Source organism: Aminobacter sp. UC22_36 (assembly GCF_044056035.1).
In the GTDB taxonomy this organism is placed as follows: domain Bacteria; phylum Pseudomonadota; class Alphaproteobacteria; order Rhizobiales; family Rhizobiaceae; genus Aminobacter.
Genome location: NZ_CP171996.1, coordinates 1,326,504 through 1,340,920, shown reverse-complemented (window position 1 = coordinate 1,340,920; position 14,417 = coordinate 1,326,504). Strand labels below are relative to the sequence as shown.

General features: G+C 61.8%; 12 protein-coding genes. 5 read left to right on the top strand and 7 right to left on the bottom strand.

Annotation, left to right across the window (positions count from 1 at the left end; translation table 11 throughout):
* Positions 1 to 201: 201 nt before the first annotated feature.
* Positions 202 to 1,110: a LysR family transcriptional regulator gene (locus ACHMW7_RS09805; protein WP_395450063.1), complete on the bottom strand. Its 909-nt coding sequence runs from the start codon at positions 1,108 to 1,110 to the stop codon at positions 202 to 204.
* 125 nt (positions 1,111 to 1,235) lie between these two features.
* On the opposite strand from ACHMW7_RS09805, the gene ACHMW7_RS09800 reads away from it, so the two are divergent.
* From ACHMW7_RS09800 to ACHMW7_RS09790, 3 genes are all read left to right on the top strand, one after another.
* Entirely contained in the window at positions 1,236 to 2,450 is a 1,215-nt protein-coding gene (locus ACHMW7_RS09800) for a CaiB/BaiF CoA transferase family protein (RefSeq protein ID WP_395450062.1), read from the top strand.
* 21 nt (positions 2,451 to 2,471) lie between these two features.
* Complete coding sequence (acdA, locus tag ACHMW7_RS09795; protein ID WP_395450061.1) at positions 2,472 to 3,668, top strand: 3-sulfinopropanoyl-CoA desulfinase; 1,197 nt, start codon at positions 2,472 to 2,474, stop codon at positions 3,666 to 3,668.
* Between the two features lie 103 nt (positions 3,669 to 3,771).
* Positions 3,772 to 4,782 (top strand): YeiH family protein, encoded by a 1,011-nt coding sequence (locus ACHMW7_RS09790; protein WP_395450060.1) that lies wholly within the window; start codon positions 3,772 to 3,774, stop codon positions 4,780 to 4,782.
* Between the two features lie 61 nt (positions 4,783 to 4,843).
* Here ACHMW7_RS09790 and ACHMW7_RS09785 read toward each other — a convergent pair whose 3' ends face one another.
* The 6 genes from ACHMW7_RS09785 to ACHMW7_RS09760 form a co-directional block, all read right to left on the bottom strand.
* The gene (locus ACHMW7_RS09785; RefSeq protein WP_192567402.1) at positions 4,844 to 5,557 is read right to left on the bottom strand and encodes a gamma-glutamyl-gamma-aminobutyrate hydrolase family protein; all 714 of its coding nucleotides are present in this window, start codon (positions 5,555 to 5,557) and stop codon (positions 4,844 to 4,846) included.
* A gap of 73 nt (positions 5,558 to 5,630) precedes the next feature.
* The gene (locus ACHMW7_RS09780; protein ID WP_395450059.1) at positions 5,631 to 6,962 is read right to left on the bottom strand and encodes a tetratricopeptide repeat protein; all 1,332 of its coding nucleotides are present in this window, start codon (positions 6,960 to 6,962) and stop codon (positions 5,631 to 5,633) included.
* 135 nt (positions 6,963 to 7,097) lie between these two features.
* Entirely contained in the window at positions 7,098 to 8,414 is a 1,317-nt protein-coding gene (locus tag ACHMW7_RS09775) for a glutamine synthetase family protein (protein WP_395450058.1), read from the bottom strand.
* A 96-nt stretch (positions 8,415 to 8,510) separates the two neighbouring features.
* Positions 8,511 to 9,944 carry an APC family permease gene (locus ACHMW7_RS09770; RefSeq protein WP_395450057.1) on the bottom strand — a complete coding sequence of 478 codons (1,434 nt, stop codon included), beginning with the start codon at positions 9,942 to 9,944 and terminating at the stop codon, positions 8,511 to 8,513.
* Between the two features lie 97 nt (positions 9,945 to 10,041).
* The gene (locus ACHMW7_RS09765) at positions 10,042 to 11,079 is read right to left on the bottom strand and encodes a 2Fe-2S iron-sulfur cluster-binding protein (protein ID WP_395450056.1); all 1,038 of its coding nucleotides are present in this window, start codon (positions 11,077 to 11,079) and stop codon (positions 10,042 to 10,044) included.
* Positions 11,076 to 12,329, bottom strand: a complete 1,254-nt coding sequence (locus ACHMW7_RS09760; protein WP_395450055.1) for a cytochrome P450 — start codon at positions 12,327 to 12,329, stop codon at positions 11,076 to 11,078. Before ACHMW7_RS09760 ends, ACHMW7_RS09765 begins: the two co-directional genes overlap by 4 nt.
* Before the next feature lie 150 nt (positions 12,330 to 12,479).
* Here ACHMW7_RS09760 and ACHMW7_RS09755 point away from each other — a divergent pair, with 150 nt between their 5' ends.
* Both ACHMW7_RS09755 and ACHMW7_RS09750 read left to right on the top strand, forming a co-directional pair.
* Positions 12,480 to 13,277 carry an alpha/beta fold hydrolase gene (locus tag ACHMW7_RS09755; protein WP_395450054.1) on the top strand — a complete coding sequence of 266 codons (798 nt, stop codon included), beginning with the start codon at positions 12,480 to 12,482 and terminating at the stop codon, positions 13,275 to 13,277.
* A gap of 23 nt (positions 13,278 to 13,300) precedes the next feature.
* On the top strand, positions 13,301 to 14,392 hold the full coding sequence (locus ACHMW7_RS09750) for a Zn-dependent alcohol dehydrogenase (protein WP_395450053.1): 1,092 nt from the start codon (positions 13,301 to 13,303) through the stop codon (positions 14,390 to 14,392).
* The last annotated feature ends 25 nt before the right edge of the window (positions 14,393 to 14,417 follow it).

Genomic DNA, 14,417 nt, shown 5'->3' with positions numbered 1-14,417 from the left:
AGGCCGATCATCGCGAACGTGGCCGGATTCTGAGTTCGGGAACAGTCTGTTGTCCGGGATGGTCGAATGGGGACTGGCGACTAGCGTCGACACGATGATCATCGAAATGAAGGCTTTCGATCAACGCTAACCCGTCGCCAAGCTCAACCGAATTGTGGCCGCTGGTCCAGCGCGACTGAGAGGTTGCGATTCTCCAATGTCTTACTTGCATCTGGCGTCTACGTTCTTCGAAAACTGACTGTCTTGGTCAGTGAGCTGTTGAAGTTCGCGCAGAAGGGTTTCAGCCAACCGTTGGCGTGGGCCTTTTTCAAGCATCACCATGAGCAGGGAACGATGCTTCTGCGGCGTACCGAACGGGATGCGCCGCAATTGATTGCCGCTATCGGGTGCGCAAGCTCGGGTCGGCGTGATCGAGATGCCGAGCCCGTGCGCGACAAGCGATTCCACAGCTTCGATCGAATCGATCTCCATCACCGGCTGAACATGGATCTTGCGGTCGAGAAGATGCTGTTCGATCTGCTGTCCCGCCCAGGTTCGCCGGTTGAACCAGATGAAGGGATGAGCGCGCAGAACATCTTCGTCAGCAGCTTCGGCCATGGAATGCGGGACGATGACATTCAGGGGCTCCTGGCAGATAGGGAAGGACGCCAGTCCATCCGGAAGGACGCGCGGCTCCGAAACAACCGCAAGGTCAATGTCCCGGCTACGCACGGCTTGGGCAAGTTCGCCCGAAAGTCCGCTGCGGATACGTACAAGCAGTTTGGGGTGGGCGAGGCGAAGTCTGGCGAGCGCGGGTGGGATCAGGTTCACGAGCACCGATGGCACGACGCCGATCGTCACGGTGCCGACGAGACTGTCGTCGCTGGTTAAGGCGCGAATATCGTCAGCTATCTTGAGCATCCGCCTCGCATGCTCAACCAGCGCAAGACCGGTGTCGGTGAGCGTCGGCGGTCTTGTGGTGCGGTCGACGATTTGAAGCTGCAGTTCCTCCTCGAGCGTCTTGACCTGCAAGCTGATGGCCGAATGGCTGAGGCCCAGCGCGCTGGCCGCTGCGGTGAAACTGGGCTGTTCGGCGATAGCCACAATGGCCTGAAGAAAGCGAAGATTCATGGGTCACAAATAGCGTCAGATTTTCTCACGCTAAAATAAATAATATCTCGCTGTTGTCTAGGTTTCATTCAACTTATGCCTGCTCCGGTGGCGCGTGGACGCGACGACTGGGCAGGAGGGGCAGCGTGCATACTCAAGGACCGCTCGCGGGCGTTCGCATTCTCGACCTGAGCCGGATTCTCGCCGGTCCGAGTTGCACCCAGCTTCTGGGCGATCTCGGTGCTGACGTGATCAAGATCGAAAAGCCGGGAGCCGGCGACGATACCCGCGCCTGGGGGCCGCCTTTTGTCGAAGACGAGAGCGGCAATGCCACAGGGGAAAGCGCCTATTACCTTTGCGCCAACCGCAACAAGCGCTCGGTTGCACTCGATATCGCCACCCCGGAAGGGGCGGATACCGTCCGCGAACTGCTGGCGCATTGCGACGTCCTGGTTGAGAATTTCAAGGTCGGCGGGCTCAAGAAGTACGGGCTTTCGTATGACGACCTGAAAGACCAATTTCCACGCTTGGTCTATTGTTCGATCACCGGTTTCGGCCAGACCGGCCCGAATTCCGACAAGCCGGGCTACGATCTGCTCGCCCAGGGCTATGGCGGCATCATGAGCCTGACCGGCCCCGCCGACGGCGAGCCGACGAAAGTGGCGGTCGGCATAGCAGACGTCATGACCGGGATGTATGCGGCGACCGCCATTCTGGCTGCCCTTCGCCACAGCGAAATGTCCGGCGAGGGCCAACATATCGACATCGCCCTTGTCGATGCTCAGATCTCGTGGCTGATCAACGAGGGCACCAACTATCTGCTTTCGGCCAAGCTACCGGTGCGCCGGGGCAACCAGCACCCCAACATCGTGCCGTATCAGGTTTTCGAAACCAGCGATGGCCACGTCATCGTGGCGGTGGGCAACGACAGCCAGTATCGGCGCTTTTGCGATCTCATCGAAGCCCCCGAACTTGGACACGACGAGCGCTTCGCGACCAACGCCGCCCGGCTGAAAAATCGCGAGACGCTCATCCCGATGATCGCGGAGAAGCTGCGTCTCCTCGCCAGGAACAGCCTGATTGCCGGCATGGAAGCAAACAGCATTCCCGGCGGACCGATCAATACGCTGCGAGACGTCTTCAACAGCGATCAGGTCGCAGCCCGGGACATGAAGATTTCCATGCCTCACCCGCTCGCAGGCGGCGGCGTTGTCGATCTGATCGGCAACCCGATCAAGATGTCGAAGACGCCGGTCACCTATCGTCGCCCGCCGCCGGTTTGCGGGGCAGACACCAAAGCCGTGCTCGACGAATTCTTGAACCAGCCCGCCGACCGCAAGCACCGGCCCGTTGCAAGCTAACCCCAGACGAGGAGACACTCGATGTTTCAGCTCAGCCCCGCTCAAAAGCTGCTTCAGGATCAAGCGCGCGATCTCGCCGAAGGCCATGTGCGTGCGCGTGCGGCGGAAGTCGACCGCACCGAAGAATACCCTTGGGACAGCATCGAGAAGCTGACCAAGGCCGGTTTTATGGGCATGACGATTCCGAAGGAATATGGCGGTCGAGGGCTGACCTATCTGGATGCGGTCCTGGTGATCGAGCAGATGGCTCGGACCTGCGGGGTCACCGGACGCATCGTGGTCGAGGCCAACATGGGCGGCATCGGCGCGATCATGGCCTACGGTACTGACGACCAAAAAAAGCAGGTGGCGCCTTACGTCCTTGCGGGCGACAAACCGGCAATCTGCATCACCGAGCCAGGGGCAGGCAGTGCTGCAACAGAGATGACCACGACCGCGGTCAAGAAAGGCGACCGCTACATCCTCAACGGCGAAAAACACTGGATCACCGGAGGCGGCGTCTCCAAGGTGCACCTGATCTTTGCCCGCGTCATCGAAAACGGCGAGGAACAGGGCATTGGCGGGTTCATCGCCATTCGTGGAGAATCGCAAGGCTTGCGGGTCGGCAAGCGCGAGCCGGCCATGGGTCTGCGCGGCATTCCCGAGACCCATTTGCATTTCGATAATCTGGAGGTGCACGAAGCCATGGTCGTGCGTCCGCCTCATGGTTTTCGCCGTGGCTTCGCCGCCTTGATGAGCGCTTACAACGCCCAGCGCGTCGGTGCCGCGACCGTGGCGCACGGGATCGCCCAAGGTGCCTTCGAGATCGCGCGCGACTATGCCAAGGCGCGCGAGCAATTCGGTCGACCGATTGCCGAGTTCCAGGGTCTGCAGTGGATGCTTGCGGATATGTCGATCGGCCTCGCCGCCTCGCAGGCGCTTATCTACAAGGCGGCGATCAATGCCGGGACCGGCTTTCCCAGCATGCAGGAAGCTGCCCAGGCCAAAATCCTTGCATCCGAGACGGCGATCAAGGTTGCCAACGATGCCCTGCAGATCCATGGCGCGATGGGGTATTCGCGCAATTTGCCCATGGAGCGCATGGTTCGTGATGCGCGCATGTTCACGATAGGCGGCGGCACGGCGCAGATGCTGCGCAATCAGGTCGCCTCGGCCGTTCTCGAGATGAAGCTGCCGCAGTCGCGCGACGGTTATCGTGACCTTGCGGAAAAGACGTGAAAGCAGCGCCGGCTGGCCTGAACACCGCCCACAGAACAAGGAGGGCAAGGCCGATGGAGCCGAGCCTCGATCCCGGAGCCTATTTCGGGGGAGCCGGACGGCAATGACGACCTTGGTCTGGCCCCGCTTTCTGACGCCCGAGGGCGCGCGCGAAATCATGCCCGGCATGGTGCTTTGCCTGACGGTCGCGATGGCGGCAACCTTTCTGAGCACTCACTATGGCGCGCCTGTCATGCTGTTCGCCTTGTTGTTGGGAATGGCGTTCAACTTCATTGATCCGGCTGGGAAGTTCATTCCCGGTGTGGCCCTGGCTTCCCGTTCGGTTCTGCGGATCGGCGTGGCCCTACTTGGAGCGCGGATCACGCTTTCGGACATGATGGCGCTTGGACCTCTCCCGATTTTTCTGACGATCGGGGGCCTGGCGACAACCATCCTGCTGGGCCTAGGCCTCGGCCGGTTTTTTGGTCGCCCGGCCGCATTCGGCATTCTCACTGGCGGTGCGGTCGGAATTTGCGGCGCTTCGGCAGCGTTGGCGCTGACATCGGTTTTGCCCAAGGGAGAGCGCGGCATATCCGAGCGCGACACGATTTTCACCGTTGTCGCCGTGACCGCGCTGAGCACGGTCGCCATGATCGCCTATCCTGTCCTGGCTTCGTTTTTCGGCTTCGATAACAGGCTGTCCGGCATCTTCATCGGGGCGACCGTGCACGATGTGGCCCAGGTGGTCGGCGCCGGCTACTCGATCTCGCAGGAGGCCGGCGACGCGGCCACCATCGTCAAGCTGTTGCGCGTCGCCATGCTGGTGCCCGTTGTCGCTACCATCACCCTTCTCATGACCCGTTCGGGACTGGGCACGCGCGCCAGATTTCCGCTTTTCCTGTTAGGTTTCGTATTGTTGGTGATCATCAACAGTGTCGGTCTGATACCGGCGCAGGCTTCAACAGTCCTGGCCGATGCGTCGCGATGGGCGCTGGTGATAGCCATAGCCGGGCTTGGCATGAAAACGTCGCTGAAGGATTTCTTCGAAGTCGGCCCCCGGGCCATGGCGATCATTGTGGCGGAAACCGTGTGGATCGCAGCTTTTGCCGCAATCGTCCTTGCCACCCTCGCCTGACAACTATCCCGGTCCATTGGCAAGCTGCTGCACGCCCGCGGCAGATTGCGAAAGCCCTGGTCTAGCCGAGCATTCGGCCGAAGATCGAAAAGACCGCCTTCGATACGCGGCTCTCGACGCTCATCTCGGGATGCCATTGCACGGCGAAGATAGGGTGGTCGACAGCTGCGACTGCTTCCACGACACCATCCGGCGCCAGGGCTTCGATGCGAAGGCCATCACCGAGCGTCGCAACGCCCTGATAGTGGATGGAATTGATCTCCACCATGCCCGTTCCAAGCTCCCGGTGAAGCAGGCCGTCTGGCGCGACATCAAGCGAATGGCTCCAGGAAAACTGGCCCGGGCCGTCGGTTCCGGCTGGGGCGTGATGGCGCAACATCCGGTCCTCTGCACCAAGCCCGTCCTGCAGCGTGCCGCCCAGGGCGACATTGATTTCCTGCAGGCCCCGGCAAATCCCCAGCACCGGAAGCCGGCGGGCCTTGGCCTCCAGGATGAGATCAAGGGCAACGTGATCGCGGGAAGGGTCGAACGGGCCGGCGCCGGCGCTCGCGCCATACCGTGCCGGCTCGATGTTCGACGGACTGCCGGTAAGGATGATGCCATCGAGCTTCGCCAGGACAGAACCTGCCCGGGCCGCTGTGGGGATGGGCGGAATCAGAACAATGTCGGCGTCGAGCTGCTCCGAGATTCCGCTCACATAGCGGCTGGGCAGATACACGCCCGGCTCGCCCCGGAAATCGCATGAACAGGACATGACGCCGATGCAAGGACGCATGGTGAAATTCTCCTTGTGGTGTGTGGACGATGCCAACGACTGGCGCGGCCGGTTTCGCGGGCCAGGCGGCTGATCAGTGCGCTGCGGCTTCCGAACCGCGCTTGCGGAAGAAGTCAGTCAGCGGGCTTTCGGGCTTCATCAGGCTGCGCTCGGCAATCAGGCCTTCAACCATCGCCCGGTCACCGGAGCGGATCGCGGCTTCCATCAATGTCAGGTTGATGACGTCGCGCTGCGCGATCGAGCCTCCGAACAGATGCGCCGAATGCCGCGCTTTGGAGATGAGTGTTTTGGCCGTCGCGTAGTCCTGCCGGCCGAAAGCGTGAAACCCCTTCACGATCGAGAGCCCGGCAGTGCGGATGACGATGGAACTGGTGCTTGGCCCTTCGGCATTGGCTTCCATGGCGGCGATCAGCGCCTGCGCTTCGGCCTCTCGGCCTGTCGCGGCAAAAGCCATCATCGCGTGCATGTCGTTGAAAGCGATATAGGCCTGGTCGATTACTTCGGTGTAGCGTTCGGCTATGGGGGTCCAGCGGTCGCCACAATCCACTCCGTCCATCGCCAGCCGCCACAGCATCGCGGCGCTGTCATGCATGTCCATCAGCGCCGAATCCCTAGTGACCGTCATATAGCGGTCGTGGATCGCCAGCGCCTTGTCGAAATCGCAGTTCTCCAGGTGATAGAGATTGAGATGCCAGCGGTTGTGGATCGAAAGGTAGTTCTCGCCCGCCCAGTTTTCCTCGCAGCGCTCCATGAATGAGATGCCAAGCTCGGTCTTGCCCTGCATTTCGTAGCAGTGCGCCAACCCGTGCACGCCCCATGTATCCCGCGGGTTCAGTGCGACGCAGCGCAACGCCATCTCTTCGGCTTGGGCATAATGGCCCGATTCCTCCAGCCCGAACGCCAGCATTCCAAGGATGTAGGAGTACTCAGGGTCGGCCTCGCTCCAATGACGGATGATCCGCGCGGGGCGATCGCGTGTGGAACTCGCAGTGCCTAACAGGAAATCGGTCTGGTGACCGAATTGCAGCGCGCAGAGGTCGCGCGGGCAGTCGAGCAGAATGTCGGCATAAGCCTGCGAGGCGGCGTAGAAATCACCCGAAAGCCAAAGCTTGATTGCCTTGATATGACCAAGCTCGCGCCTGTTGGCTTGCGGCGCGAGACGCTCGAGCAACGCAAATTCACGCGCAAGATCTGCCTGATAACGCTTGTCTGAGGCGGTAAGAAGCAGTCCCGCCTGAAAGCAGCGTCCCATGATGAAGTCCGGGTCCTCGGCCAGTACCGCTGCAATCATCGCCCCGGGATCGGGTGCATAGCCAAGCATTCGCACGGCCGCGGCATGAAAGGCATCAACCGATGCCCTGTTGCCGTGCGACACGGCTGCGCCAAAACCGTCGATCAGACCCATCGTTCAACTCCTCGGCTCAGGCCACCAGACACGCCAGGGCATTTCCAGTTTGATCGCTTCGACCCCCCGGGCTTCAAGTGCACGCGAGGGGTCGGCTCTGCTGTCTGCGCAGGCCTGAGCCTGCGCAGAGTCTTGTCAGAGGTTGCCCATGTAGCGGTCGCGTTCGACAGGGGTGACTTGCCGATAGACGAAGTCCCGCTCACGCTCGGCCTGCTGGATCAGGATCGCCAGGCCGTCGCCCATCACCCGTTCCATGAAAGCCGAAGCCTTGGCCAATTCGATCGCTTTGTCGATGGTGGTGGGCACAGGATCGGCATCGGTCCGCTTCGAAGCATCGCCAGTGGTCGGCTCGCCCTTGGGCGACATGTGCTGCTCGATGCCGTCGAGGCCGGCGGCCAGTTCGCAGGCGAGCAGGTAGTAGGGATTGCAGTCAGCCGCCCCGTCCCGCTTTTCGATCCGCACCGCACTGTCCTTGCCCTCGATGATCCGCAACGCCACGGTTCTGTTGTCGAAGCCCCAGGCGGTGTTGATCGGGCAGAACAAGCCCGGTACCCGGCGTCGATAGGCGTTGGGCGTCGTTGAGACTGCCAAGGACATCTCGGCCATCCGCGCCTGCATTCCCGCAAGGAACGACAGACCCAGCTTGTTGATGGTGCCTTCATTGGCGAAGGCGTTCTTGCCGTCTTTCCACAATGAATAATGGGTATGGAAGCCAGATCCAGATTGGTCGATGAAGGGCTTGGCCATGAAGGTGGCCAGATATCCTGCGCGCCGCGCAATGTCCTTGATCATGTTGCGGAACAGGATCACCCGATCGGCCCCGATCAAAGCCTCGTCATAGCGGATGTTCACTTCAACCTGTCCGGCCGCATATTCGGGGTTTGATTGTTCGATCGGAATGCCGATGGCCGTCAAATGGTTGCGGATCGGGCCAAGCACGTGTTCAAGTTCGGCCGAACGATTGATGCCGTAGACCTGATTGTCTTTTACTTTCGGCAACTTGGTTTCCGGGTCGACCAGGTAGAATTCAAGCTCGGTGCCGACCAGCACGTCAAAGCCCATGGCCTTGGCGCGCTCGACCTGGCGCTTGAGCACATTGCGCGGGTCGACCGGAACCGGCTTGTGATCCATGCCTTCGGTATAGGCGAGGCAGATCGCCACGCCTTCTTCCCAAGGACAGGCGACCGGGGCGGCCAGCGGAAACATGTGAATGTCCGGATAGCCGTTGTCGAAACCGCAGAACGGCGTTTCCCAGATGTCGCAGGTCATGTCCATCGCAAACATCGCTCCGATTATCGCGATGCCGTTCTCGCAGGCTGACGGCCAATGCGCCGCCGGAATGCGCTTGCCGCGCATGATGCCGTTCATGTCGCCGAATCCGAACGACACGGTATGCGTGCCCGGGGGCAGGTCGAAGACGGGCTTGCTGTGATTGCTTGCTTGATTGCTCATCGCTGCTTCATTGGCGACCTGCCGGCCACCGCTCCCTAATTTTCTGGTTGCTGCGGCCGCCGGAGGTCGAGACTCCGACGGCGTGGTCTTTTGACGTCAGTTGAATACGCGGCCGAGATTCGCGTATGTCTGGGGTCGGGCGGTCCTCAGCCAGCGGGCAAACAGGATGCCGATCAAGCCGATCCCGGCGATGATGATCGGATAGGCTTGGACGAAGATCGATTCCGAGCCGCTGACCAGCGCGAGATGGCTGGCCATCAGGTAGAGGCAAGACGCCAGGGCGATCGTCGACAGCGCCGGAGCGACCAGCCGCCGCCAGGCATTCACGCCGCGATGATCCTTGCTGAAAAACGCGATCACCGAAACCGAGACCACACACTGGATCATCAAGATGCCAATAGCCGTGAAGGCTGAGCACAGGCCCACAATCACTTCCGGCTTCAGCCCCGCCAGCGCGAACACCAGCACGATCGCAGCCACCATGAACATTTGCACGATGCCGGCGGTCTGCGGCGACTGATGTTCGGCATGAGTCGCGGCCATCTTGGCGTTCAAAAGCCCTTCACGCGCGATCACGAAGAAATAGCGGTTGATCGTATTGTGGAACGACAGGACGCAGGCAAAGAGGCTGGTGATCATCAAGACTTGCAGCACCACACCGGAAAAGCCGCCGAGATGCTTTTCCATCGAGACCTGATAAAGCCCGGTGAAATTTGCCTCTGCCGCCGCAACGATGTTCGTGGGGCCGTAATCGAGCGCGATGGCCCAAGTCGAAAACGCGTAGAAGACCGCGATTATGGCGACAGCCAGATAGGTGGCGATGGGGATGGTCTTGCGCGGTTCGCGAGCCTCCTCGCCAAAGATCGTGGTGGCCTCGAAGCCGATGAACGCGGAGACGATGAACACCAGCGCAAGGCTCAGATTGCCTGAGTTCACCGCACTGAACCCGAACGGCGCCAGAGTGATGCCCTCCGGTCCCCCGCCGTTGACCAGAATGGCGATGCCCAGCAGGGACAAGACCAGTACCTCGGCGATCATGAACACGCCCAGCACGCGGCCCGAAAACTCGATCTTGCGCATGCCGCAGAGATAGACCCCCACGTTGAGCATGAGGCAATAGATCCACCAGGGAATATCGAGCCCGGTGTACTGCGTTACGATTGCATTTGAGAAGATGCCGAACAGCGTCATCGCCATGAGCTGGACCGCGATGTAGGACGCGATCGAGATCAGCGCGCCGCCGACGCCCATAGGCTTGCCGAGACCTTTGGCGATGTAGGGGTAAAAGGACACCGCCCCGCCGATATGGGCGCTCATCGTGGTGAACCCGACGCTGAACAGCAGATACATCGCGCCCACCAGAATGAAGGTCAGCGGAACTCCCGTGCCGTTTCCGGCAGCGAAAGCATAAGGCGAAACGCCCACCACGACCGCCAGTGGCGCGGCGGCTGCGACGACGAAAAAGACGATGTGCCAGACGCCCATGGCATCTTTGCGCAGCTGTCCGCTGCCCGCCTCCAGAATAGACATGCACTTCCCTCCCTTATGGTTTCATTCGCCTCTTCCGCCGCGTCCCTCCAGACACGACGAAGGCATAGTCACGTGCCGGTTGTTGCTCCTGCGCGCATCAGACCTCCAGCACCAGATCGGAGGTCGGCTGCGCGCAGCAGAGCAGCACATACCCCTCGCCGGGCCGCTCGAACGGCTCGACCGGATAGTCGAAATCGCCGCTCACCACGCGTGTTTTGCAGCTTTCGCAGCTACCGGCGCGGCAGGAATAATCGGGATAGAGCCCCTGCTCCTCGGCAAAATCCAGAAGCGAAGGGGCATCAGCGGACCAGCGCGCCGAGACTCCGGACTTGGTGAACGTCACGAGGGGGCCGTCGCTCGTGCCGTTGCTTGGAGCATGGCGCGGGGTGAAGTCGGAAGAGGGCCCAAACAGCTCATAGCGGATATCTTCGGCCCTGACGCCCAGGTCCAGCGCCATGTCATAGGCGCGTTGCATGAAGGCGCCCGGCCCACAGAGATAAACCTCACAACCGGCCCCGGGCAGAAGTGCTGCCAGTCGGTCACGGTCCAGGTCTCCCGTGCTGTCGCAGCCGGCGCAATCGGAGGTGCCGTACTTATAGCAAATATGCACGCTCATATTCGCCGCCCGCGCCGCCAGTTGGCGGATCTCCTGTCCAAATGCATGATGTGCGCCATCGCGGCAGACATGGACAAAGGCCACACGCCGCCCCGAGCCTGCCAATTCCTTGGCCAGCAGCATCATCGGCGTGATCCCTACCCCGCAGCTGAACAGCAGCACCGGCTTGTCGGAGCCTTCGCGCAACCGAAACTCGCCGCGCGGCGCCGAAGCGCGCAGGACATCGCCCGGCTTCACCTCATCGTGCAGCCAGCTTGAAACGTATCCCGGCGGCAGAGCAGGCTGCCCTTTAGGTGCGCCCTCGCGCTTGACCGTCAGCCGGAGCGCTCCGTCGGAAAGCCCGGAAATCGAATACTCGCGCCGCAACGCACAGCTGCCATCGCCAACAAGCGCCTCGACGATCAGATGCTCGCCACCGCGCGCTGTCATGGCGCCCTCGGGGCGCAGCCAGAAAGACGAGATGCCGACGGCTTCTTCGTGCCGCGACAGGACGGTGTAGGCGTGAAACTTGCCGGTCATGCCGAAAGCCGCACATTCAGGTGTTCGACCCCGTTGACGAAGTTCGTCTGCACGTATTCCGGGTCGCCCACAATCTCGATCTTGAGGTTGCGGTCGAGGATTTCGTTGACAAGCTCGATCAGTTCCAGTCGCGCCAGTCCCGCCCCAAGGCAAGTATGCACGCCACCGCCGCCGAACCCGGCATGAATGGGCAGCTTGGGCCGCGTCACATCAAAACGAAGCGCATCGGGGAAGCGTGTCTCGTCGAAATTGGCTGAGGCATACCACATCACCACCTTGTCGCCGCGTCTGATCGGCGTGCCTGACAGTTCGGTATCGCGGGTGGCGGTGCGGCGGAAGTAGAGGATGGGCGAAGAATAGCGCACGACCTCCTCGACCGCATTCGACACGAGGTCGCGATTGTGGCGCAGCATCTCGAACTGATCGGGATGCTTGGCGATCAGCAACGCCAGATGCGACATCGCCGTGCGCGTCGTCTCGTTGCCAGCAAAGATCAGCAGGCGGAAGAAATTGGTGTACTCGTTGTCGGTCAGCCGCTCGCCGTCGATCTCGGTCGAGACCAGCTGCGAAACCAGGTCGTCCTGAGGCGCGGCGCGGCGCTCCTCACCCAGTTTGCGGGCATATTCGCTCAGCGCGTGGGCGGCCGGGCTGTTGAAGGGCAAAAGCCGCAGCGGCGTGGTGTTGCCATAGGCATGCGGATCCAGCGGTTCGGCCGATGTGCCGGCGACCAGATGGTCCGTCAATTCGATCATCAGGTCTCGGTCGGCCTCGGGCACGCCAAGCATGTCGCAGATGATGCCGATCGGGATCGGTTTCGACAGCCCCCCGACCCAGTCGCCGCCGCCTTGCGCCTGCATGGCGCCCAAAAGATCGGCCGCGCGCTTGCGCACCGTGGGGATGTAGCGCTGGATCGCACGGGGAATGAAACCGGGGTTCACGAGCCGCCGGAGGCGGCTATGCATCGGCGGATCCATGTCGATCATCGAGGCGCGCGCCTCCAGTGCGTCGTCGTCGATCGAATAGATCTGGATGTGACCCACAGCCGAGCTGAACAGCTCGGTATCGCGTGACACTGCAACGACATCGTCGAACCGGCCGACCGACCAGAAACCATCCGTTTCCGAGCCATCGATGGGATTCCACGCCAGCCCATTCATGGCACGCAACTGCGCGAAAGCGGCCTGTGGAATGCCGGCATCGAACTGCGCCGGATTGGACAAATCCCAAGCAAGTGTTTGCCGGTGCTGCATGAATCCTCCCTGTGCCGCGGCCGTCCAATTCCTCCCTGGCGGCCACATTTCCATTGCTTAGCAGCACTGAATTCAGTATTCAATACCTCGTTGCAGAGACGGAGGGGGGAACTTTTGGTCCAGAAAACGAGCTGTCGGGAGGAGAGTTTCATGCCCACATACAAGCGCGGTATCGACCTGCCCTGCTATGTCGAAGCAGGCGTCGGCAGCCCTGTGGTGTTCCTGCACAGCATGGCTGGATCGGCGGATTCCTGGTGGCCGCAGATGGAGACCTTGCGCGGGACGCATCGCTGCGTCGCCTGGGATATGCCCGGTTACGGCGGCTCGGCAGCGATCTCCGAAACCACTCCGATGGCCGAGATGGCTGATCTTCTTGCCCAGTTCCTGCGCGAGAAGCTGCAGGTCGAGCGAGCGCATCTTGTGGGGCTGTCGGTGGGTGGAATGATCCTGCAGACGTTCGGCGCGCGCCACCCGGAGATGGCTGCGAGCCTGACAATCATGGACAGTTCGCCAAAATTCGCTTTTGGCTCGTCCATGCAGCCCGAAGAGTTCATCGAACCGATCCTCGCGCAGCTCGCCAGTGGCATCGCGGTGCACCAATTCGCCGATGGAATGGTTCGCGCCATCATGGCGCCCGACACGCCCGAGGCGATCCGCGCTGCGGGCGTCGGAGCGATGGCGCGCGCCCGTCCCGAAGGGCTTGCCTTGTGCACACGGCTTATCGGCGGGCATGACGGGCTTGAAGACCTGCCGCGCATCGCAGCGCCCACATTGGTACTGGTCGGCGAGAAGGACGGAGAAACGCCGCCTTCCTATTCCGCCGAGATCGCCGCGCGCATCGGCGGTGCCAAGATGCAGGTGATCCCCGGTGCGGGGCATCTGTCGAATGTCGAAAACGCGCCTGCCGTCAACACCGCGCTCACAGCATTCCTGAACCGCCACCGCTGAGCCTTTCAGCCAAGGGATTTTCAATGAAAGCCGCAGTCCTGCGCGCCTTCGGCGCACCGCTCGAGATCGAGACCGTCAGTCACGCCAATCCCGGTTTCAGGGAGGTCCTGGTGGAGGTCGCAGCCACGGGGCTTTGCCACACCGACCTGCATTTCATGCAGGGCCATTTGCCAGTGCCGGTGCCGGCGATCCTTGGCCATGAGACGGCCGGCGTGGTGTTGGCCGTGGGCGCGGGGGTCTCTGCCTTCGCGGCAGGCGACCACGTTGTCGGTTGCATTTCGGCCTTTTGCGGCGGCTGTGAATTCTGCCTCTCGGGCCGTCCCTCGATCTGCGAGGGTGGCGATCATCTGGTGCGGACTGAAGAAGAGCCCTCGCGCCTGTCATCAGATGGCCATGCTGTCACCCAGTTCATGAATCTCTCGGCCTTTGCCGAGCGGCTCCTCGTGCACGAGAACGCCATCGTGAAGATCGACCAGGCAATGCCGCTCGACCGCGCTGCGCTGATTGGTTGTGGTGTGACCACGGGCTTCGGCGCGGTGGTGCATACGGCAAAGGTTCAGGCCGGCCAGTCCGTCGCGGTGGTCGGCTGCGGAGCGGTCGGGCTGTCGATTCTGCAAAGTGCACGCATTGCCGGTGCGGTGGATGTGATCGCCATCGACATCAATGACGCCCGGCTGGAAACGGCCCGCCGTTTCGGCGCAACTGCCTCGATCAATCCCACTGGGCGCGATGTGGTGGCTGAGGTGCGGGCGCTTACCGACAACAAGGGTGTGCATGTGGCCTATGAGGCGGTCGGAACGCCGAAACTGGTGGAGCAGTCCTTCCTCATGACCCGCAAGGGCGGCACGACAGTGATGGTCGGCCTGATGGGCGACGGCGCGCGGATAGACCTGCCTTTCGCTCACTTCATTGCCGAACGCCGTGTGATGGGCTGCGATATGGGTTCCAACCAGTTCCGCACCGACGTGCCGCGGCTGGTGCGGCTTTACCTCGACGGGCGGCTCAACCTGGACGATATGATCACCGCGCGCATCCCGCTTGCCGGCATCAACGAGGGTTTCGAGGCGATGAAGCGCGGTGACGGCATCCGCACGGTCATCGATTTCCACGGCTGACGACTTGCCGCACAGAAATCTTGCC